This window comes from Salinicoccus carnicancri Crm, assembly GCF_000330705.1.
Taxonomy (GTDB): domain Bacteria; phylum Bacillota; class Bacilli; order Staphylococcales; family Salinicoccaceae; genus Salinicoccus; species Salinicoccus carnicancri.
The window spans coordinates 77,159-97,574 of record NZ_ANAM01000006.1 but is presented as its reverse complement, the minus strand read 5'-3'; the positions used below and the strand labels follow the sequence as shown (position 1 = coordinate 97,574).

Below are 20,416 nucleotides of genomic sequence, written 5' to 3'. Positions count from 1 at the left end.
CTATTTCCTTAATTATACGAAAATCATACCGGATGAAGTATATACAAGGCGGGACATAAAAGAACACATTAATATTGGTCTCACCGAATATACACTGCAGAAAGTAATAAAGTCCAGCTTCAGGAAGCTGGACAATAAGGAACGTATATATTATTTTTCGCCGTGAGCCTTCCGGTGACTGTCAATGAACTTCTCATCACGTGTGAAATACTGCTTCAGTTCTTCATGGATTTCAGGATTCCCTGCAAGCACGCTGCCCTTTCTCAGAATACTGATCTCTTCACCAAGCAGGTTTGTCATGACACCGCCTGTCTCAGCCAGAATGATCATACCTGCTGCGTAATCCCATGGATGCAGCCTGAAGAAAAGCGCAGCGCTTACTATACCCTGGGCTGTATTTACGAAATCGAGCGCTGCCGAACCGTAGGATCGTGTGCTACGGGCATCTCTCACAATTTCGGTGAACGTATGCCCGATTCCTTCTTTGACCACCCAGTTCGAATTGAGTGAAACGAGCGACTTCGAGAGGTGTGTACCCTGTACCCTGCCAAGGCGAACGTCATTCTTATATGCCCCTTGCCCTGCCAAGGCGTGGTACAGGTTGTCATTCATGACATCAAGGATAAAACCGGCATATGGTTTGCCGTCGATATAGACACCAATGGAAATGGCGAAGTTCTGAAGCTGGTGCACAAAATTCAGTGTACCGTCAATCGGATCTACTATCCAGAGGACACCACGCGTATCTTCTACATCTGTGCCGTGGCCTTCCTCGCCTATAATCCTGTGCTCCGGCCAGTGTTCAAGTATCCGCTCGTATATGAACGCTTCGGTTTCATGATCTACATCAGTAACCAGGTCATTCGGGTTCAGCTTTGCATCAACCCTGAAATCCTCAAGCATCCTTCCTCTGATGAAATCGCCCGCTTCACTGATCAGTTCTTTTCCAAACTCGTAAATTTCCATAAATGTCCACCTCAAATGTTTGATTGCCGTTATCGATTATTCTATCATATAAGTAATGTTTTGAAAGGAGCCGTATAATGCCAGATTACCATTTTACAGAAAAAGATTTTAAAGTATTCAACATCGAGGGCCTGGAACCGCGAATGGAGGCTCTTATAGAAAATATCCGTCCGAAACTTGAGAACCTGGGGAGCCATTTCAGTGAATATCTGACAGAACTCACGGGGGAGGAACAATTTGCGCATGTGGCAAAACATGCCCGCAGAAAAGTAAACCCGCCGGATGACACATGGGTCAGCTTCAGCACAAACCCGCGCGGCTACAAGATGATGCCGCACTTCCAGATCGGACTGTTCGGCGACCACGCTTTCTGCATGTACGGGGTCATATACGAATCTCCGGACAAAAAGGCTGCTGCAGACAAGTGGCTTGATGACTTCGAGGTTTTCCGTGATTTCCCGCAGAGTTATCAAGTGTCCCTCGACCACATGAAACCGGAGAAGACAGCCCTTTCCGAGATGAGTGATGAAGATCTTGAATCTGGTCTGCTCCGACTGAAAAATGTCAAAAAAGGTGAGTTTCTGGTCGGAAAAGTATATCGTCCGGATGATGAAGCATTTGGAAGTGACGAAACATTCATCAAAGACCTGGAAGCGGTGATGGACAAGCTTGTCAGGATATACTGATGATATATGAACCGGATCGGAATTGGTCGATCCGGTTCATATATGTAAAAATAACCCGCCACACTGAGTGGCGGGCATGGATCCTTGCAGCTTCCGCATATTGCAGAATTTAGAATGAGAGGGCTGCATGGGACTGTTCGGGTTTCAACTGATTTGCGAGCGACTGTATCTCGGCCATACGGCTGATATCAAAATTGCCGCCGCTGACGATTACTCCACAATGCCTGGAATCGATCTGATCATTGTGTGACAATAATCCCGCGAATGCAGCTGCACCTGCGCCTTCAACCAATGATTTGCCACGTTCGAGCATATTCACTATGGCGTCTGCAATTTCCTCTTCACTCACCGTTATTATGTCATCAACATAATTGTTGATGAGCGGCAGTGTATTTTCGCCAGGCTGTTTTACAGCGATGCCCTCGGCAATCGTAGAGACTTTATCCAGCTTTTTGACGACACCTCGGTGATAAGCGGTATGCATTGCAGGTGCAGCTTTTGCCTGCACTCCGATGACTTTTATATCCGGATTCACCGATTTGGCACCGACAGCGATACCGCTGATGAGACCGCCGCCTCCGATAGGCACAACGATGGTATCAATCGTATTTACCTGCTCGAGCAGCTCGAGGGCAATCGTCCCCTGGCCCGCCATGATGTCATAGTCGTCAAAGGGATGGACATATGTGGCACCGCATCTTTCCTGCTGCTTCAGCGAAGCTTCAAAAGCCTCCTGGAAACTTTCGCCGGTGAGTACGACTTCGGCACCATATCCTCTTGTTGCTTCTACTTTTGCTTCGGGTGTTGCCTCTGCCATATAGATCGTTGCTTTCACACCCAGTTTATATGCAGCAAGGGCAAGCCCCTGGGCGTGATTGCCTGCTGACGCAGTGATTACGCCGCGGTCAAGTTCTTTCGGGGAGAGGCGCATAAGCTTGTAGCTGGCGCCCCTGAATTTAAAAGCCCCGGTTTTTTGCTGGTTCTCCATTTTGAAATAGATGTTTTTGCCAGTGCGCAGATTCGTAGTAGCTGATGTGCGTATCGGTGTTTGATGGACTACAGGGTCCAAACGCTTCCAGGCGTCATGGACTAATCCACCAGTCAGGAAATCCCCATGTAAGTCACTCTCCTTGATCAGTTATTTTGGATTTAAATTTATATCATTTAAAAATCCCATCGTTGGCGAGGGGTGTCACAGCTTTGGGCTGCTTGCCCTCGTATTCTTTGATTTTCTCGTCGAGCAGTAAGGTCAATGCGATGTCATCCCAGCCGTTCAGAAGTTTCTCCTTATGGTAACCCGGGATATCAAAAGGTACGGCAATTCCATCATCATCTGTAATTTTCTGCTGTTTCAGGTCTACATGGATGTTGTATGTGCCATCCTCCGATTTCTGCATCCAATCCCAGACCTTATCCTCATCCGCCTTGATGAGGATGATGCCGTTCTTGAATGCATTATTGTAGAAGATATCCGCATAGCTTGGTGCAATGATCACTCTGAATCCATAATCCAGGAGCGCCCACGGGGCGTGCTCACGGGAAGACCCGCAGCCGAAGTTTTCGCCCGCGAGGAGAACGGATGCACCTTCGAACTTCGCTTCATCCAGTTCAAAACCATCGCGTCTGTTTCCGTCCTCATCGAAACGCCAGTTGTGAAATACAAACTGTCCGAATCCGGTCCTTTCAACCCGTTTCAGAAACTGTTTCGGAATAATCTGGTCCGTATCCACATTGCTTCTTTCAAGAGGGAACACCTTTCCTCTATGTTCACTGATTGCTTCCATATTATCTTCTCCTAACTTGGCACACCGGCTGTGAATTTTCTTACATCCGTGAAAGTTCCTTCAATGGCAGCAACAGCAGCCATTTCCGGGCTGACAAGGTGCGTGCGTGCACCCGATCCCTGTCTGCCTTCAAAGTTGCGGTTTGAAGTGGATGCACAGCGCCCGCCCGAAGGAACGATATCATCGTTCATCGCAAGGCACATGCTGCACCCTGATTCCCTCCATTCGAATCCGGCATCCTTGAATATTCTGTCCAAGCCCAGTTCTTCCGCCTGCATCTTGACGCTGAACGACCCCGGAACAACAATCGCCCGGACCCCCTCTTTGACACGGTGGCCCTTCACGATATCCGCTGCATTCTGAAGATCCGGAAGTCTGGAGTTCGTACAGGAGCCGATGAACACATGATCGATTTCAATGGAAGTAATCGGCTGATCCTCCCCGAGCCCCATATATTCAAGAGCTCTTCTGACTTCATCCTTGTTCTCAACATTGGAAATTTTAGGCGTCGCCGCACTGATAGGCACGACCATGCCTGGATTCGTCCCCCATGATACCTGGGGTTCGACTTCGGCAGCATCGATTTCAAGAGTGACATCGTACTCTGCATCTTCATCCGTTGCCAGCTCCAGCCATTTCCCGGCCAGCGAGTCAAATGCCTCCCCTTCGGGCACATATTCCCGTCCCCTCAGGAATTCCACCGTTGTCGCATCGGGACTGATCAGCCCCGCACGGGCACCGCCTTCGATGGACATGTTGCAGACCGTCATGCGTCCTTCCATTGACAGGTTCCGGATTGCTTCCCCCGTATATTCAATGACGTGGCCGGTGCCGAATTTCACTCCGAATTTTGCAATGATCGCCAGAATCAGGTCTTTCGCAGTCACACCCGCTTCAAGATTACCATTCACCCTGACATTCATCGTCTTCGGTTCGGACTGCATCAAGGTCTGAGTGGCGAGTACATGCTCCACTTCACTTGTACCGATGCCGAATGCCAGGGCACCAAAGGCACCGTGCGTGGAAGTGTGGCTGTCACCGCAAACGATTGTCTTGCCCGGCTGGGTGAGTCCGAGCTGCGGCCCGATGACGTGGACGATGCCCTGGTCGGGATGATACATATCAGCAAGCCTGATACCGAAGTCCGCACAATTTTTCCTGAGCGTCTCCATCTGTTTCTTCGATATTTCATCCTTGATGACATCCCTGTCCCGGGTTGGAACGTTATGGTCCATCGTGGCATATGTCAGATCAGGCCGGCGGACTTTGCGATCATTCAGACGCAGCCCTTCAAAAGCCTGCGGTGAAGTCACTTCATGGACAAGGTGCTGATCGATATAAATCAGATCCGGCTTATCTGCCTCTGAATGCACTATATGATTTTCCCAGATTTTTTCAATAATTGTTTTTCCCATATCAATACACCTTTTCCTTACATATATGAGCTGCAAATTGCATTCGAAATGCTTTTGGTCGAAAGATTCTCGATCACCTTTTCCACCATCTCACGGGTGCCGACTATGCGGCCGCCTTCTATATCCAGGTCGGCTGTATGGTATCCGCCCTCAAGCGTGTCACTGACTGCACGTTCTATTTCATCCGCCTCGTCTTCCATCCCAAATGAATGCCGGAGCATCATTGCCGCTGAAAGTATCATGCCTAGCGGATTTGCGATATCCTGGCCGGCGATGTCGGGGGCAGACCCGTGCACAGGTTCATACAATCCGATACCGTCTGTGCGGATGCTCGCCGATGGCAGCATACCGAGCGATCCCGTCAATACCGAGGCCTCATCACTCAGTATGTCACCGAAGAGATTTTCTGTCACAATGACATCGAACTGTCTCGGGTTTATGATCAGCTTCATGGCAGCTGCATCAACAAGCAGGTGTTCAACTTCCACCTCCGGATGGTCACGGGCTTTCTCATCGACCACTTCCCTCCACATCCGGCTGGATTCAAGGACATTTGCCTTGTCCACGGATGTGAGTTTCCCGCGTCTCATTTTGGCCGACTCAAACCCTTTGTCAACAATTCGCTCCATTTCCTCACGGGTATACTTGAGAGTATCTATAACCGTCCGGCCGCCTTCCCTTCTTTCGCTTGGTTTGCCGAAATAGAGTCCGCCGGTCAGTTCGCGTACAATCAGGATGTCACAGCCGTCAACGATTTCAGTTTTTAATGGAGAGGAATGTACGAGGGAACTGAATCCTGTCACGGGACGCAGATTCGCAAAGAGTCCGAGTGACTTGCGTATTCCGAGCAAGCCTCGTTCAGGTCTTTTCGACGCTTCCACATGATCCCATTTCGGACCTCCGACCGCACCGAGCAGCACAGAATCCGCACTGCTGCATGCCTTTACAGTTTCTTCAGGAAGCGGTGTACCATAGCGGTCGATTGCACTTCCGCCGATCGCATGTTCATGGAAGATGAATTCGTGATGGTGTTCACCCGCCACAGCATTGAGCACTGCTCTGGCACCTTCCATTATTTCTTTCCCGACGCCGTCACCCGGCAACATTATAATCTGCTTTTTCATCCGAACCCCTCCATCCTAAAATTTTATCCGTTGACTGCTTCCTTTTCTTTAGATGCCTGTGCTGTTATGAGATATCTGTTGACTGCATTGATGTAGGCATTTGCAGATGCTTCGATGACATCCTGCGCAGTGCCGCGTCCGTTGGTCCTCTCTCCGTTTACCAGGAGCTGTACGTGGGATTCTGCTAGTGCGTCCTTACCGCCGCCTACGGAGTTGAGCTGGTAGTCGAGCAGCTTGAGTTCTGCATCAATGAGTTCCTGTATCGTCTTGTACAGTGCTTCTACGCTGCCGTTGCCCGTCGCCGCAGTCTGCACCGTCCTACCGGCTGGTGTGCTGAGTGAAACAGTCGCCGTAGTGATGTTTGCCGTACCGTAGTTCACCTGGAAGTTTTCCAGACTGTATTTGTTCACTGCTGAATGTGCAGTCTTCGTTTCCATGATCAGAGTATAAATATCGTCATCCGTCACTTCACGTTTATGGTCGGTAAGCTCCTTGAACCGTCTGAAGGTGCTCTTCACTTCTTCATCCGTCATTTCTACACCGAACTCTTTGACTTTATCCTTGAATGCATGCTTTCCGGAATGCTTGCCCATGAACAGTGTATTCGACGATACGCCGACGAGTTCCGGCGTGATTATTTCATAGGTTTCTGCGTTTTTCAGGACTCCGTCCTGGTGGATGCCGGATTCATGTGCATATGCATTGCGTCCGATGATCGCCTTGTTCGCCTGCACATACATGCCTGAAAGCTTGGCAATCAGATCGCTTGTCCGTTTGATTTCATCGAGCTTGAGGCCTGTTTCATAGTTGTAACGATCGGCGCGTATATGAAGCGCCACCGCTACTTCTTCCAACGCGACGTTGCCGGCACGCTCGCCAATCCCGTTGATGGTACCCTCGACCTGCGTGGCGCCATTTTCAATGGCCGCCATCGTATTTGCCGCTGCCAGGCCAAGGTCATTGTGACAATGGCAGGACAGGTCAGCCTTTGCGATGTTGGGCACATTTTCCTTCATATACTTGAACATCCTGCCGTATTCATCCGGTGTAGTATACCCTACAGTATCCGGCAGATTAATCACCGTTGCACCGACATCAATGACCTGCTCGATGATGTTCGCCATGAAATCCCAGTCAGAACGGGTGGCATCCTCTGCGGACCATTCCACCTCAGAGAATCTTTCACGAGCATATCTGACCATGTCCACAGACTGCTTTATCACCTCTTCGGGTGTCATCTTCAGCTTGTATTCCATATGGATCGGAGATGTCGCAAGGAAAATGTGGATCCGCGGGTTCGGTGTATTTTTCAACGCTTCCCATGCACGGTCGATATCTTCTTTCCTCGTACGGGCGAGTGCTGTCACCGATACATCCGTTACAGTATCGGCGATCAGTCTCACCGCCTGGAAATCACCTTCCGAGGCGGCCGGAAAACCGGCTTCCATGACATCCACGCCCAACTTTTCCAGCTGCTTTGCAATTTCAAGCTTCTCCATCTTATTCAGATTGACACCCGGGGACTGTTCACCGTCCCGGAGTGTAGTATCAAAGATCCTAATTCGTGACATGAACATCCCCTTCTTTCTTTTTGCCACTGACCGGCTGTTTGACAAATGGCATCAATTCGCGCAGGTCCTGACCTACTTTTGTGATTGGATGCTGATACTCCTTATTATTGATCGCATTATACTGAGGACGTCCCGCCTTGTTCTCAAGAATCCAGCCTTTGGCGAATTCACCGCTCTGGATTTCCGAAAGCACCTCTTTCATGCGTGCTTTGGTTTCGTCATTGACTACACGCGGTCCGGATACGAAATCCCCCCACTGTGCCGTATCGGAGATGGAGTAGCGCATGTTTTCCATGCCGCCTTCATACATAAGGTCAACGATGAGCTTCATCTCATGGAGACATTCGAAATAAGCGACCTCCGGCTGGTATCCCGCTTCTGTCAATGTTTCAAACCCGGCTTTGACAAGACTTGTGAGTCCGCCGCAGAGTACAGCCTGCTCCCCGAAGAGATCCGTTTCCGTCTCTTCCTGGAAGGAAGTTTCAAGTACACCCGCTCTCGCTGCCCCGATTCCGGCTGCATAGGCCATCGCCACGTCCGTCGCATTGCCCGTCACGTCCTGGAACACACCGTACAGTGCGGGAACGCCTGCTTCCTCTTCATACGTTCTGCGTACAAGATGTCCAGGACCTTTCGGTGCAACAAGGAACACGTCGATATCCTCTCTTGGCACAACCTGGTTGAAATGGATGTTGAAGCCGTGGGCGAATGCTAGCGCACTGCCTGATTTCAAGTTGTCTTTGATACTGTCCTCGTATACTTTCGGCTGATTCTCATCCGGCAGCAATACCATGGTGACATCCGCTTCAGCCACTGCCTCCGCCACCGCTTTCGTGTCAAAACCATCTTCCCGCGCCTTCTCCTGCGATTTTCCCGGACGGAGTCCTACAACGACTTCATATCCGCTATCCCTAAGGTTCTGTGCATGTGCATGTCCCTGTGAGCCGTAGCCGACAATAGCCACTTTTTTGCCCTCGAGTGCCGTTTTGTTGATGTCTTTGTCATAGAATACTTGTGTCATTATAATCTTCCTTCCAATTTTTGAGTGTATTTTTAATATTTTCCATATGAATGTTCCGGTTCTTTCCCGCTCAGATGCTTAATGTGCTGAAGTCCTGGATCTGTCTGGCGGGTTGCTTCCCCCGACGGAAAGCAGTAACACCTGTTCGCTTGAGTTCGATGATGCCGTATGGCCGGAGCAGGTCCGCCAAGGCATCTATCTTATCCGGTTTGCCGGTCACTTCGATGATCATGCTGTCCCGGGAGATATCGAGCACCCTTGCCCGGAAGGGTTCGATTATGCCCTGTATCTCAGAGCGTGTTGCGCTTGTACTCCCCACCTTTATCAGTGCAAGTTCCCTGGCTACGATCGAATAATCGGTGATGTCATTGACCTTCAGTACATCAATCTGTTTGTTCAGCTGCTTTGTCAGCTGTTCAATCTTGTTCTCGTCCGGCACATCCACGACAAAGGTCATTTTTGAAATTCCTGCTGTTTCGGAAGTCCCGACTGTGATGCTCTCGATGTTGAACGCCCTTTTGGACAGCATCCCTGTAATCCTGTTCAGGACACCGCTTGAGTTCTGGACTGTGGCTGTAATTATTCGCTGCATCTTCTCACCCCCAGCATTTCGTGGTTGCCCTTGCCCGGTGCAACCATCGGGAATACCTTATCCAATTTCTGCACTCTGGCGTCTACCAGCACCGGCCCGTCATAAGAGAAGATTTCATTCACCACCGCAGGAACCTCCGCTTCATTCGAAACCCTTATTCCTCTGATGCCGAACCCTTCGGCCAGTTTGACGAAGTCCGGGTTTTCAGTCATCAGCGATGAGGAATACCGTTCTTCATAAAACTTCTCCTGCCACTGCCTTACCATACCGAGTGCTTCATTATTGACAATGATGACTTTGATTGGCAGCCGGTGCTGTTTGATGACCGCAAGTTCCTGCATCGTCATCTGGAAACCACCATCCCCTACGATTGAGACCACCGTCTCCCGGGGACGGCCGAGCTGTGCACCGATGGCTGCCGGCAAGCCGAATCCCATCGTCCCCAGTCCGCCCGAAGTCACCCATTTATGGGGTTCATTGAACTGATAGAACTGCGCCGCCCACATCTGGTGCTGTCCGACATCCGTTGTCACGATGGCCTGACCGTCTGTTTCGCGATGCAGCTCCTCGATCAGCCACTGCGGTGAAATCAGCTCATCCGAACGTTCGAACCAGAATGGGCTGCTGTCTTTATTATCCATTACACGACTGTACCACTCCGTACAGTCCGCTTTTTCAATGTGCGTTTCAAGCAATCCCTGAAGTGCCTCTTTGGCATCTCCGACCACCGGGATGTCCGTTTCGACATTTTTGCCGATCTCGGCCGGGTCGATATCGACATGGGCAACTTTCGCCTCCGGAGCAAAATGCTGCAGTGCACCGGTCAGGCGATCGTCGAATCTTGCTCCGATATTGATGAGCAGATCCGCCTCATAGATTGCCATATTGGCGGCGTACGACCCATGCATACCCGCCATGCCGAGCGCCTGTCTGTGGCCGCCCGGGAAGCTGCCGATTCCGAGCAGCGTGGTCGTTACCGGGAGTCTGTGCTTTTCTGCAAATTCGAGCAGCTCCCCGTCTGCCCCGGAAAAATTCACGCCGGCTCCTGCCAGCAGGACCGGCCGCTTCGCCGATGCAAGTGCATCAGCCAGCCTTCTGATCTGCAGCGGGTTCGGCCTGTATGTCGGCTGATACCCCGGCAGATGGAAATCACCGCTGAAAGTTTCTCCGGAAATTTCCTGTGCAATGTTTTTGGGTATATCCACAACAACCGGGCCGGGTCTTCCCGTCGTCGCGATATGGAATGCAGCGTTTATGATCCGCGGGAGTTCCTTGAGGTCCGTAACCTGATAGTTATGTTTCGTGATCGGTGTCGTCACCCCGATGACATCCGCTTCCTGGAAAGCATCAGAACCGATGACTGCCGTGGATACCTGACCGGTGAAGACAACCACCGGCAGCGAATCCATCATCGCATCTGTAATGCCTGTGACCAGGTTGGTCGCCCCCGGACCGGAAGTGGCAATGACGACGCCCGGCTTACCTGTAACCCTTGCATATCCCTCTGCTGCATGGATGAGCCCCTGTTCATGTCTGCACAGTATATGCTGGAACGGCGCTTCCGCACGGTGCAGCGCATCGTATATTGGAAGTACAGCACCACCCGGATAACCGAATACTGTATCGACACCCTGTTCAACCAGCGACTCGATGAACAGGTCTGCGCCCGTCCTTAGCTTCTGCTCCTGCGCTTCAATTTTCATTTCACTCTTTGTCTGAGTTCTCATTACCACTTACCTCCTTGTATTTCACACTGGAAAGGTTCCTGTGAAAGCTTTGTAATAATAAAAGACTCTTTCCTCCCTGAAGACACCTATTTGAAATAAGTATCAGCATGGGGAGAAAAGAGTCCTTTTTCACGGTACCACCCAAATCTGCATTCACCTTACGGTGGATGCCTCCTGGACTGCCGACGGCAGTCCTTTTTGGTAACGGGTGCCCTGCACCCGGCTCGGCCTATTCGATGAACTCATCTTTCAGTCCGGCACTCAGGGTCGAGAATCATGATTCTGACATTCCCGGGTTCCAGCAGCTCCCGGGTCTCTGGTAAATGTCACTTGTAATCATAATGTCCCATCGTCGTTTTCCTGTATGTGTATCCGAAAAGCTATCAGACATTTCTGATATGTGATATTGAAAGTAATCTTATAACGTTTGGAATAAGAAATCAACACCTAAATATTAAATTATTTTAAATCGTCTGATATTTCTGATTTTGTTATCGCTTACATTGGCTACATATCAAGGTTTAGAAAAAAACAATTTTTCTTAAATATTTTTGCTTTCAATAGAAAAACCTCCCCGAAAGTTCCGGAGAGGTTCCCATCATGCTTTATTTTGTGAGGAAATCAGTAACAGCACCCTGGGAAGAGCACGTCACATTATGTGCATATTTCCCCAGCACACCTTTTTTATACAGTTCAGGTGCTTTCCATTCTTTTCTGCGCCTGTCGATCTCCTCATCAGTTACATCGAATGATATTTCCTTTTTGTCGGAATCCACAGTGACGAGATCACCTTCACGGAGGAAGGCGATCGGACCGCCGGCCTGCGCTTCAGGTGAGATGTGCCCCACTACAAGTCCATGTGTCCCGCCGGAGAACCGGCCGTCTGTCAGAAGTGCCACCTTCTCCCCCATGCCTTTGCCGACGAGCAGACTGGATACGGAAAGCATCTCAGGCATCCCCGGTCCGCCTTTTGGTCCGACATAGCGGATGACAAGTACGTCCCCTTCCTTGATTTCATTGTTGAGTACCGCATCTGTCGCCTCTTTTTCGTTATCGAAAACCCGCGCCGGTCCCTGGTGATGTTTCACTTTGACACCGGAAACTTTCGCCACTGCCCCTGTCGGTGAAAGGTTCCCTTTCAGCACGATCAGCGGTCCGTCTGCGCGTTTCGGATTGTCAAGCGGCATGATGACATCCTGACCCTCTTTAAGGTCGTCCACTTCCGCCAGGTTCTCGGCAACCGTCCTGCCTGTAACTGTCATGCAGCCGCCGTGGATGTAACCTTCCCTGTGAAGCATTTTCATGACGCCTTGTACACCGCCCGCCTTATACAGATCCTGCATTACATAGCGGCCGCTCGGCTTCAGGTCTGCCAGATGAGGCACACTCTCCTGCAGACGGTTGAAATCGTCGATTGTAACGTCCACTTCAGCCGCATGTGCAATCGCAAGGATATGGAGGATGGCATTCGTTGAGCCGCCAAGTGCCATGACGACAGTAATTGCGTTTTCAAACGCTTCTTTTGTCATGATATCTTTTGGATATATTTCCTTCTCAAGCAGATTGTATACCGCTTCACCGGCTGCTTTTAGATCCTCGGCTTTCGCTTTGGACTCAGCAGGGTTGGAGGCACTGCCGGGCAGGCTCATCCCCATCGCCTCCATCGCGGAAGCCATGGTATTCGCAGTATACATGCCGCCGCAGGCACCGGCTCCCGGACAGGCACTGCACTCTATGGCATTCAGCTCTTTGTCGTCGATATCACCGTTATTGTGCTTGCCGACACCTTCAAAAACTGAAACCAGATCGATGTCAGTACCGCGCAGGTTCCCCGGCGCAATGGTGCCGCCGTAGGCGAATACGGCAGGCACTTCAGCATTCGCAATCGCAATTGCACAGCCGGGTATGTTCTTGTCGCACGCTCCGATGGCAACAAGTCCGTCCAGGTTCTCCGCACCGACGACCGTCTCGATGGAATCCGCGATCAGATCACGGGACGGCAGTGAATAGCGCATGCCCTGCGTACCCATGGAGATTCCGTCAGATACTGTGATCGTGTTGAACTGAAGCGGTACACCGCCTGCCTCCTGTGCCCCTTTCTTGGCTTCAAGTGCAAGGTCGTTCAGATGTATGTTGCAGGGCGTCACTTCCGCCCATGTACTCGCAACGCCAATCTGCGGCTTTGTAAAACTTTCATCAGTCAATCCAACCGCCCGGAGCATCGCCCGGTTCGGCGCTTTCACGTTGCTTTCAGTATAGACATGGCTTTTGATCCGTAGATCTTTTTTTGTTTTTCCCTCAGTAGACATACTGTGGACCACCTTTCATTTACCTTCATCTCTTTTTATGTGCGTACTCTGTCCGCTTTCGGCTCCTGTGTCACTCCAGCCTCTTCACTGCCGTCAGTCTTTTTACTCATCCAGGTGGCAATCAGCGAACCTGAAATATTATGCCAGACACTGAACAGTGCCGCCGGCACTGCGGACAGCGGTGAGAAATGTGCTGCTGACAAAGCAGCGGCAAGGCCGGAGTTCTGCATGCCGACTTCTATCGAGGTCGCTTTCTGATCCGCAAGTTTCAGACCCGATACTCTGGCAGCCAGGAATCCGACGGTATACCCGACCATATTATGCAGTATCACAACCAGGAATATGAGAAGCCCGGATTGGACGATCGCATCAGTGTTGGCTGAAACGACTGCTGCGACAACACCGACGATGCCGATCACTGATATGAGCGGCAATATTGCAATGCCTTTTTCAATGCGGTCACCTGCAAGGTACCTCACGACAAGCCCCAGAATGACAGGAACCAGGACAATCTGGACGATGGATACGAACAGATCCATGAAAGATACAGGCAGCCATGCACTGGCAAGGATCAGTGTGAGCGCCGGGGTCAGCACCGGGGCAAGTACAGTGGATACAGCCGTGGCCGTGACGGACAGTGCCGTATTCCCTTTCGCAAGATATGTCATGACATTGGAGGACGTCCCTCCCGGTGTGCACCCGACCAGGATTACACCCACCGCGATTTCAGGCGGAAGCTGGAACAGCATGACGAGCCCAAGTGCAATGATCGGCATGATCGTATATTGGGCAATGACCACGATAAATACGATTTTCGGGGCATTCAACACCCTTTTGAAATCCCCAGGCTTCAATGTAAGCCCCATACCGAACATTATGATCCCGAGAAGCAGATTGATATAGGCACCAATCCATGTAAATCCTCCGGGGAATAAAAACGATACTACTGCAAATAAAATCACCCAGACTGCGAAAGTGTTTCCCACAAACTGGCTGAATCTGGATACAGCATTCATTACAGGCCCTCCTTCATTGGACAGAAGTTCATTCAGTTTCGCTTGAAACTATAAAGAGTATATTAGCAGATAATTCAAAATTATCCTAGATGTTTAGTTAAAATCTTTCGAATCTTTTAAATACGCAAGGACTGCTGGAGGGGGATGATCAATAACTCCCCTTGCTTTGGCATCGCTTACAAACGGTCACAAAAAACTATATGATTTTGATATATAAATTCCGGGTTTTATATTATAATGATTATAGATTATTAAAAGGAGACAGCAGAATGGGATTACGCGAAGCTAATAAAGAGCGTCGTCGTTCCGGCATAATCAGTACTGCCGAAGAACTTTTCATAAAAAAGGGCTTCAACGCAGTGCATATGCAGGATATTGCCGATGCCGAAGGTATTGGAATCGCCACGTTATTCCGGTACTTTCCTAAAAAGAAGCAGCTGATTTTAGCAGTAGCGACTTCAATAATGGAATCAGAAGCAGATGCTTTCAAAAATATATTGGACCAGCCCGGCCGTACAGCATACGAGAAGCTTGAAGACTGCTTTAAATATATGAAAGACTCAAAGAATCACCCCGGAGCAAAGAAATCCAAATTCAATAGTGCTTTCCTGGTCTACGCGGACAATGTATTGGATCCGATGGACAACATGCTCCCCTACTTCAACGCACGCAGACGGATTGCAGACCACTTCATGGAACTGATCGATATGGGAAAAGAGGACGGCTCACTGCATTCTGAGAGGTGCTGCAGAAAAATCATGCTGCCGATACTCAATAATTTCAGCATCTATACACAAAAACTTGCGATGAGTCATCCAATCGTCGATCTAAGCGGTGGCCTGTCAGCTGAAAACCAGCTGGAAACCGTGAGCAGGATATACCTCGAATATTTAAAGCCCCAGCAGTAAAAAGCGGCACCCGGCCTGAATCAGGCCGGGTGCCGCTTTCATCTGCTGCTATTCACCGTTGTTGCGACGGTCCAGGTTATTCCTTCTTTCACGTGAAGCATCATAATCATATTCACTGTTCTTCAAGGAGCCGCGGCGTTTTTCATCTGTATCATCAGGAGTTTCACCATCATCCCCGGATACTCCGTCATTAAAGCGACCCGTGCCGCCACGTCTCGTATATTCTTCCTCTGTCACTGGTTCCGTGGCTTCCTGGGAATCAATGTTTCCATCGACATAACGGTCCGGTTCCCCGCCGATATTGTCTTCATCCACATAGCGGTCATCACCACGCTCAGAACGTTCATCATCATATGCTGACAGTCCGGCTGTACCGTCTTTTTGCCGGTCCCTGTATTCACGCTCGGTCTCATCATCGATCGCGCGGTACTGACGGGTCGACTCCAGATCATCCTCCCCATATGAACGGTCGCGGTTTTGCGGTTCACGTTCATAGGTTTTCACGTCATCCTGGTCATGGTCACGCAGTGAGCCAGTGCCTGCCGTCCTGTCCGATTCTGGAGTACGGCGGTCTTCCGCAAATCGTTCCCGTCTCCTTTCCTCTCCGGCAGGATAGCCATCATCGTGTGTGATGACGCGATCCTTGCGGACAAAGAGCAGAATGGCTGCAATGACGAAGAACAACGGGATGAGACCCGTAATGACTGCAAATACCAGCGGTGCTGTCAGCACCCCTGCTATGAGCAGCAGGAAGCCGGACAGTATCCTCCGTCTGAGAGTAAGCAGTCCAAACAGTCCGATGATCAGAGGCACTGCAAGGTAGAGTGCAACCATCCATGAACTGTTGAGCATGCTGAGTACTGCATCAGTCATCTGGTCAGCTGAGAGATCGCCCGACCCCTGCTGCGCAACTGCATCCTGTACCTGCATTCTGACTGTTTCGATGATTGCAGGGTCATTCACCATTACAAGGGAAAAGAATAGAATTAGACCTGTAATCGCAAGCAGTGCTATCCATGCCAGCCAGCCAAAAATTCTTTCAGCTATCCGGCTGACAGGTTCTACAGTTTGTGTGTAGTGTTTTTTAGCCATATTATCCTCCAAATATTTATGCCTTCATAGTGAATAATACCCTACAGGTCATATTTTAATCAAACATACTTAATACGATCTGGTAAAATTCCATGAAGAGTATGATATGTAATAACAGGCTGTGTTTTTCACAGCCTGCCGGATCAGACTTTTATCGTCACATCCTCCTCCAAATCCTTCAGCTGCTTCACAGCCCGGTATGCCTCCATGCCGCTGCTTTGTTTAAAGTCGCGGAATATCGTCTTCTCTTCCGCCTTGGAGGGCACCACGTTTTTAAATCTGTCATACCTCTCTTTAAGAACACGGGAGTCTACCCCTTTATCGAAAGCAGCTTCCACTGCTTCAAAGAACTCAACGACATCAATCACTTCTTCGGTCGTCCAGTCGGCATCGATCGGATAACTGTATTCTTCTGCCATCTATTCATCACTCCAGTATGAAAAAAGGCGCCCTTATGAAAGGACGCCTGATTCATGATTTTACGATTACATAGTGTGTACCGGCTTGCCAAGGAGGACATCTGCAGCCTCCATTGGAATTTCACCGAGCGTCGGATGCGCATGGATTGTCAGGGAAATGTCTTCCGCAGTCATGCCCGTCTCAACAGCAAGGCCGAGTTCGGCGATGACATCTGAAGCTCCTGTGCCTGCCACCTGGGCACCGATGAGAAGTCCATCTTCTTTGCGGGAAACAAGTTTTACGAAGCCGTCTGTTTCATTGAGGCCCAGTGCGCGGCCGTTGGCTGCGAACGGGAATTTGCCTGTTTTGACTTCGAATCCTGCCTCTTTGGCACTGGCTTCATTGTGGCCGACAGTGGCAAGTTCCGGTTCAGTGAAGCATACAGCCGGAATCCCGAGGTAGTCCACTTCGGATTTTTCACCGGAAATCGCTTCTGCTGCAACTTTGGCTTCATAGCTCGCCTTATGTGCAAGTGGGAGGCCTGGAACGATATCACCAATAGCAAAGATATTGTCGATGGAAGTCCTGGATTGTTTGTCCACTTCCACGAGACCTTTGTCAGTCATCTTGATGCCAAGCTCTTCAAGACCGAGTTCGTCCGTGTTAGGACGGCGTCCGACAGTGACGAGTACATAGTCAGCTTCGAGTTCTTTCGTTTCACCTTTGACTTCATAAGTGACTTTGACGCCATTGTCTGTTTCCTCAGCAGATTGTGCCATCGCTTCGGTTTCGACTGTAACGCCTTTTTTCTTGAGGTTCTTTTTGACAACCTGGGTCATCTGTTTTTCGAAACCGCCGAGGATGTCTTTGGCACCTTCGAGAATAGTCACTTCAGTACCGAAGTTTGCATAGGCTGTACCAAGCTCTGAGCCGATGTAGCCGCCGCCGATTACGACAAGCTTTTCAGGTTTTTCCTCAAGAGCAAGCGCTCCTGTGGAATCCAGCACACGCTTGCCGAATTTGAATCCTGGGATTTCAATCGGACGTGAACCTGTAGCGATAATTGCATTTTTGAATTCATAAGTCTGGGACTGTTTTTCATCCATGACTTTCATCTTGTTAGAGTCGACGAAGTACGCTTCGCCTTTTACGATTTCCACTTTGTTGCCTTTGAGCAGCCCTTCAACCCCGCCAACGAGTTTCTTCACTACGCTGTCTTTGAACGACTGCACTTTTGAGAAGTCCAGTTTGACGCCATCAGTCACAACACCCATGTCCTCAGAGTGCTGAGCCTGATGGAAGCGGTGCGAGGAAGCGATCATTGCTTTGGAAGGAATACATCCGACGTTCAGACATACACCGCCAAGATCGCCTTTCTCGACAATCGTCACTTTCTGGCCAAGCTGTGCTGCACGGATTGCTGCAACATATCCGCCCGGACCGGCGCCAACTACTACAGTATCAGTTTCAATAGGAAAATCTCCAACTACCATATGCTCTTATCCCTCCATCAGTAATAATTCCGGATTGTTAAGCAGACGCTTAACATGGTTCAATGCATTCTGTGCTGTCATACCGTCAATCTGTCTGTGGTCGTAGCTCATAGAAAGTGCAAGAACTGGTTTAGCAACGATTTCACCATCTACAACCATTGGTTTCTGTTCAATACGGCCTATGCCGAGAATTGCAACTTCAGGTTGGTTGATAACCGGTGTGAACCATTGTCCACCTGCTGATCCAAGGTTGGAAATCGTCATGGATCCGCCTTTCATTTCCTCGCCGCTCAATTTGCCGTCCCGTGCTTTGCCGGCAAGCTGATTGATTTCATCAGAAATCTCGAACATTGATTTCTTGTCCGCATCTTTGACTACAGGTACAACGAGACCTTTTTCTGTATCGGCAGCAATACCAACATTATAATAATGTTTCTGGATTACTTCAAATGTTTCATTATCGATTGAAGTATTCATCTCAGGGAACTTCTTGAGCATGGATACGAGCGCTTTCACCACATACGGAAGGAAGGTCAGTTTGACACCCTGTTCAGCTGCCACATCCTTGAATCTCTTCCTGTGGTTCCAGAGCGCTTCCACTTCCACTTCATCCAGATGTGTTACGTGAGGTGACGTCTGCTTGGAGTTGACCATTGCCTTGGCAATCGCTTTTCTCATGCCACTCATCTTCTCGCGTGTTTCCGGATACTGGCCTTCAGGCACTGCCTGTTTTGCCTCTTTGGAAGCTGGTGCTTCCTGTGCCGCTTCTTCTGCTTCTGCAGTTCCAGAAGGCTGTTCACCATTCTTGAACGCTTCAACATCCTCTTTCAGCACACGGCCGTTCTTGCCGCTGCCGGACACTTCGCTGATGTCAACGTCATTGTCGCGGGCAAACTTGCGTACGGAAGGCATCGCTATGACGCGCTCTCCGGAAGTTTCTTTTTTGGCAGATTCCTTATCTTCTGAAGTATCCTCTTTCTTCTCTTCTTCAGAACCGGCCCCCTCTTTTTGAGAGTCTTCCTGTTTCTCTTCTGACTTGTCGTCGGATGATCCTTCATCACCGCTGCCTTCAGAACCGTCGTCAATCGTTACAATCGTTTCACCGACAGTAGTGACAGTACCCTCTTCAACATGAAGCTTCTTGACTGTACCATCAACCGGGGACGGGATTTCAACAACAGCTTTGTCGTTCTGTACTTCTGCAAGCACATCGTCTTCTTTGATTTCTTCGCCTTCTGAGATGAACCATTTTACGATCTCACCTTCGTGGATACCTTCACCGATATCAGGCAGTTTAAATTCAAATGCCACAGTAACTTCCTCCTTTAGTAGTGATTAAAAATCCATTACCTGTTTAGCACGCTCTATGATATCGTCCTTGTTCGGAAGCCAGATGCTTTCCGCCTGTGTGAACGGATAGACAGTATCAGGTGCTGTGACACGCATGATCGGTGCTTCCAGACTCAGTATGGCGCGTTCTGAGAGTTCTGATGCCACGTTCGCAGCAACTCCCGCCTGGCGCTGTGCTTCCTGGATGACAACCGCACGGTTCGTCTTTTCAACGGATTTGACCAGCGTTTCATAATCAACCGGCGATACGGTCCTCAGGTCGATGACTTCAGCCGAGATGTCCTCTTCTGCAAGGGCTTCAGCTGCTTTCATCGCTTCCTGTACCATTGCACCGTACGCGATCAGTGTGATGTCGTCGCCTTCCTGTTTGACATTCGCCTTGCCGATTTCCACTGTGTACTCTTCATCCGGTACATCTTCACGGAACGAACGGTAGAGCTTCATGTGCTCAAGGAATACAACCGGATCATTGGAGCGGATCGCTTCGATCAGCAGCCCTTTTGCATCCGCCGGATTGGAAGGGATGACTACTTTGAGGCCCGGCGTCTGGGCCATGAGGCCTTCCAGTGAGTCAGCATGGAGTTCAGGTGTGTGAACCCCGCCGCCGAATGGCGCACGGATTACTACAGGCGTTTCCTTGGACGCCCCGGAACGTGCTCTGTGACGGGCAATCTGACCGGCTACGCCGTCCATTGCCTCGAAAAGGAAGCCGAAGAACTGGATTTCGACAACCGGACGGTAGCCCTCCAGCGTAACCCCGAGCCCCAGGGAAGTCAGTCCGCTTTCTGCAAGCGGTGTATCGAATACGCGATCTTCCCCGAATTCTTTTTGAAGGCCTTCAGTAGCACGGAACACACCACCGTTCACACCGACGTCTTCACCGAAGACGAGGACGTTCTCGTCATTTTTCAATTCAGTGGCCATCGCATCAGTGATTGCCTGAATCATTGTCATCTGTGCCAT

General features: G+C 50.0%; 18 protein-coding genes. 2 read left to right on the top strand and 16 right to left on the bottom strand.

Annotation, left to right across the window (positions count from 1 at the left end):
- Positions 1-150: 150 nt before the first annotated feature.
- Positions 151-966, bottom strand: coding sequence for an inositol monophosphatase family protein (locus tag C792_RS0105335; RefSeq protein ID WP_017548418.1), 816 nt, complete (start codon positions 964-966; stop codon positions 151-153).
- 77 nt (positions 967-1,043) lie between these two features.
- Here C792_RS0105335 and C792_RS0105330 point away from each other — a divergent pair, with 77 nt between their 5' ends.
- Positions 1,044-1,652: a YktB family protein gene (locus tag C792_RS0105330; RefSeq protein ID WP_017548417.1), complete on the top strand. Its 609-nt coding sequence runs from the start codon at positions 1,044-1,046 to the stop codon at positions 1,650-1,652.
- 109 nt (positions 1,653-1,761) lie between these two features.
- Here C792_RS0105330 and ilvA read toward each other — a convergent pair whose 3' ends face one another.
- From ilvA to C792_RS0105280, 10 genes are all read right to left on the bottom strand, one after another.
- The gene (gene ilvA, locus C792_RS0105325) at positions 1,762-2,721 is read right to left on the bottom strand and encodes a threonine ammonia-lyase (protein WP_017548416.1); all 960 of its coding nucleotides are present in this window, start codon (positions 2,719-2,721) and stop codon (positions 1,762-1,764) included.
- Between the two features lie 91 nt (positions 2,722-2,812).
- Positions 2,813-3,436: a 3-isopropylmalate dehydratase small subunit gene (leuD, locus tag C792_RS0105320; RefSeq protein ID WP_017548415.1), complete on the bottom strand. Its 624-nt coding sequence runs from the start codon at positions 3,434-3,436 to the stop codon at positions 2,813-2,815.
- Between the two features lie 11 nt (positions 3,437-3,447).
- The gene (leuC, locus tag C792_RS0105315) at positions 3,448-4,851 is read right to left on the bottom strand and encodes a 3-isopropylmalate dehydratase large subunit (protein ID WP_017548414.1); all 1,404 of its coding nucleotides are present in this window, start codon (positions 4,849-4,851) and stop codon (positions 3,448-3,450) included.
- Between the two features lie 17 nt (positions 4,852-4,868).
- A complete protein-coding gene (leuB, locus tag C792_RS0105310) occupies positions 4,869-5,975 on the bottom strand; it encodes a 3-isopropylmalate dehydrogenase (RefSeq protein ID WP_017548413.1) in 1,107 nt (368 codons plus the stop codon).
- Positions 5,976-5,998: 23 nt separating this feature from the next.
- On the bottom strand, positions 5,999-7,546 hold the full coding sequence (locus C792_RS0105305; protein ID WP_017548412.1) for a 2-isopropylmalate synthase: 1,548 nt from the start codon (positions 7,544-7,546) through the stop codon (positions 5,999-6,001).
- Complete coding sequence (gene ilvC, locus C792_RS0105300; protein WP_017548411.1) at positions 7,533-8,567, bottom strand: ketol-acid reductoisomerase; 1,035 nt, start codon at positions 8,565-8,567, stop codon at positions 7,533-7,535. Before ilvC ends, C792_RS0105305 begins: the two co-directional genes overlap by 14 nt.
- Positions 8,568-8,637: 70 nt before the next feature.
- The gene (gene ilvN / locus C792_RS0105295) at positions 8,638-9,159 is read right to left on the bottom strand and encodes an acetolactate synthase small subunit (RefSeq protein WP_017548410.1); all 522 of its coding nucleotides are present in this window, start codon (positions 9,157-9,159) and stop codon (positions 8,638-8,640) included.
- Positions 9,147-10,886: a biosynthetic-type acetolactate synthase large subunit gene (gene ilvB / locus C792_RS0105290; protein WP_017548409.1), complete on the bottom strand. Its 1,740-nt coding sequence runs from the start codon at positions 10,884-10,886 to the stop codon at positions 9,147-9,149. The genes ilvN and ilvB overlap by 13 nt, the downstream gene beginning before the upstream one ends.
- A gap of 605 nt (positions 10,887-11,491) precedes the next feature.
- The gene (gene ilvD, locus C792_RS0105285; RefSeq protein WP_017548408.1) at positions 11,492-13,195 is read right to left on the bottom strand and encodes a dihydroxy-acid dehydratase; all 1,704 of its coding nucleotides are present in this window, start codon (positions 13,193-13,195) and stop codon (positions 11,492-11,494) included.
- 35 nt (positions 13,196-13,230) lie between these two features.
- A complete protein-coding gene (locus tag C792_RS0105280) occupies positions 13,231-14,211 on the bottom strand; it encodes a bile acid:sodium symporter family protein (protein WP_017548407.1) in 981 nt (326 codons plus the stop codon).
- A gap of 269 nt (positions 14,212-14,480) precedes the next feature.
- On the opposite strand from C792_RS0105280, the gene C792_RS14305 reads away from it, so the two are divergent.
- Positions 14,481-15,119, top strand: a complete 639-nt coding sequence (locus tag C792_RS14305) for a TetR/AcrR family transcriptional regulator (RefSeq protein WP_017548406.1) — start codon at positions 14,481-14,483, stop codon at positions 15,117-15,119.
- A gap of 48 nt (positions 15,120-15,167) precedes the next feature.
- Here C792_RS14305 and C792_RS14640 read toward each other — a convergent pair whose 3' ends face one another.
- The 5 genes from C792_RS14640 to C792_RS0105250 all read right to left on the bottom strand — a co-directional run bounded on the left by C792_RS14640 (position 15,168) and on the right by C792_RS0105250 (position 20,416).
- Entirely contained in the window at positions 15,168-16,211 is a 1,044-nt protein-coding gene (locus tag C792_RS14640; protein WP_017548405.1) for a DUF4064 domain-containing protein, read from the bottom strand.
- A gap of 143 nt (positions 16,212-16,354) precedes the next feature.
- A complete protein-coding gene (locus tag C792_RS0105265; RefSeq protein ID WP_017548404.1) occupies positions 16,355-16,630 on the bottom strand; it encodes a UPF0223 family protein in 276 nt (91 codons plus the stop codon).
- A gap of 66 nt (positions 16,631-16,696) precedes the next feature.
- Positions 16,697-18,103, bottom strand: a complete 1,407-nt coding sequence (gene lpdA / locus C792_RS0105260) for a dihydrolipoyl dehydrogenase (RefSeq protein WP_017548403.1) — start codon at positions 18,101-18,103, stop codon at positions 16,697-16,699.
- A 6-nt stretch (positions 18,104-18,109) separates the two neighbouring features.
- Positions 18,110-19,414: a dihydrolipoamide acetyltransferase family protein gene (locus C792_RS0105255; RefSeq protein ID WP_017548402.1), complete on the bottom strand. Its 1,305-nt coding sequence runs from the start codon at positions 19,412-19,414 to the stop codon at positions 18,110-18,112.
- Positions 19,415-19,438: 24 nt separating this feature from the next.
- A complete protein-coding gene (locus C792_RS0105250) occupies positions 19,439-20,416 on the bottom strand; it encodes an alpha-ketoacid dehydrogenase subunit beta (RefSeq protein WP_017548401.1) in 978 nt (325 codons plus the stop codon).

What these genes read in the sequence shown, in the direction of transcription:
- C792_RS0105335 (WP_017548418.1), bottom strand. Translation starts at nt 966, where the DNA reads ATGGAAATTTACGAGTTTGGAAAAGAACTGATCAGTGAAGCGGGCGAT.
- C792_RS0105330 (WP_017548417.1), top strand. Translation starts at nt 1,044, where the DNA reads ATGCCAGATTACCATTTTACAGAAAAAGATTTTAAAGTATTCAACATC.
- leuD (WP_017548415.1), bottom strand. Translation starts at nt 3,436, where the DNA reads ATGGAAGCAATCAGTGAACATAGAGGAAAGGTGTTCCCTCTTGAAAGA.
- leuC (WP_017548414.1), bottom strand. Translation starts at nt 4,851, where the DNA reads ATGGGAAAAACAATTATTGAAAAAATCTGGGAAAATCATATAGTGCAT.
- leuB (WP_017548413.1), bottom strand. Translation starts at nt 5,975, where the DNA reads ATGAAAAAGCAGATTATAATGTTGCCGGGTGACGGCGTCGGGAAAGAA.
- C792_RS0105305 (WP_017548412.1), bottom strand. Translation starts at nt 7,546, where the DNA reads ATGTCACGAATTAGGATCTTTGATACTACACTCCGGGACGGTGAACAG.
- ilvC (WP_017548411.1), bottom strand. Translation starts at nt 8,567, where the DNA reads ATGACACAAGTATTCTATGACAAAGACATCAACAAAACGGCACTCGAG.
- ilvN (WP_017548410.1), bottom strand. Translation starts at nt 9,159, where the DNA reads ATGCAGCGAATAATTACAGCCACAGTCCAGAACTCAAGCGGTGTCCTG.
- ilvB (WP_017548409.1), bottom strand. Translation starts at nt 10,886, where the DNA reads ATGAGAACTCAGACAAAGAGTGAAATGAAAATTGAAGCGCAGGAGCAG.
- ilvD (WP_017548408.1), bottom strand. Translation starts at nt 13,195, where the DNA reads ATGTCTACTGAGGGAAAAACAAAAAAAGATCTACGGATCAAAAGCCAT.
- C792_RS0105280 (WP_017548407.1), bottom strand. Translation starts at nt 14,211, where the DNA reads ATGAATGCTGTATCCAGATTCAGCCAGTTTGTGGGAAACACTTTCGCA.
- C792_RS14305 (WP_017548406.1), top strand. Translation starts at nt 14,481, where the DNA reads ATGGGATTACGCGAAGCTAATAAAGAGCGTCGTCGTTCCGGCATAATC.
- C792_RS14640 (WP_017548405.1), bottom strand. Translation starts at nt 16,211, where the DNA reads ATGGCTAAAAAACACTACACACAAACTGTAGAACCTGTCAGCCGGATA.
- C792_RS0105265 (WP_017548404.1), bottom strand. Translation starts at nt 16,630, where the DNA reads ATGGCAGAAGAATACAGTTATCCGATCGATGCCGACTGGACGACCGAA.
- lpdA (WP_017548403.1), bottom strand. Translation starts at nt 18,103, where the DNA reads ATGGTAGTTGGAGATTTTCCTATTGAAACTGATACTGTAGTAGTTGGC.
- C792_RS0105250 (WP_017548401.1), bottom strand. Translation starts at nt 20,416, where the DNA reads ATGGCACAGATGACAATGATTCAGGCAATCACTGATGCGATGGCCACT.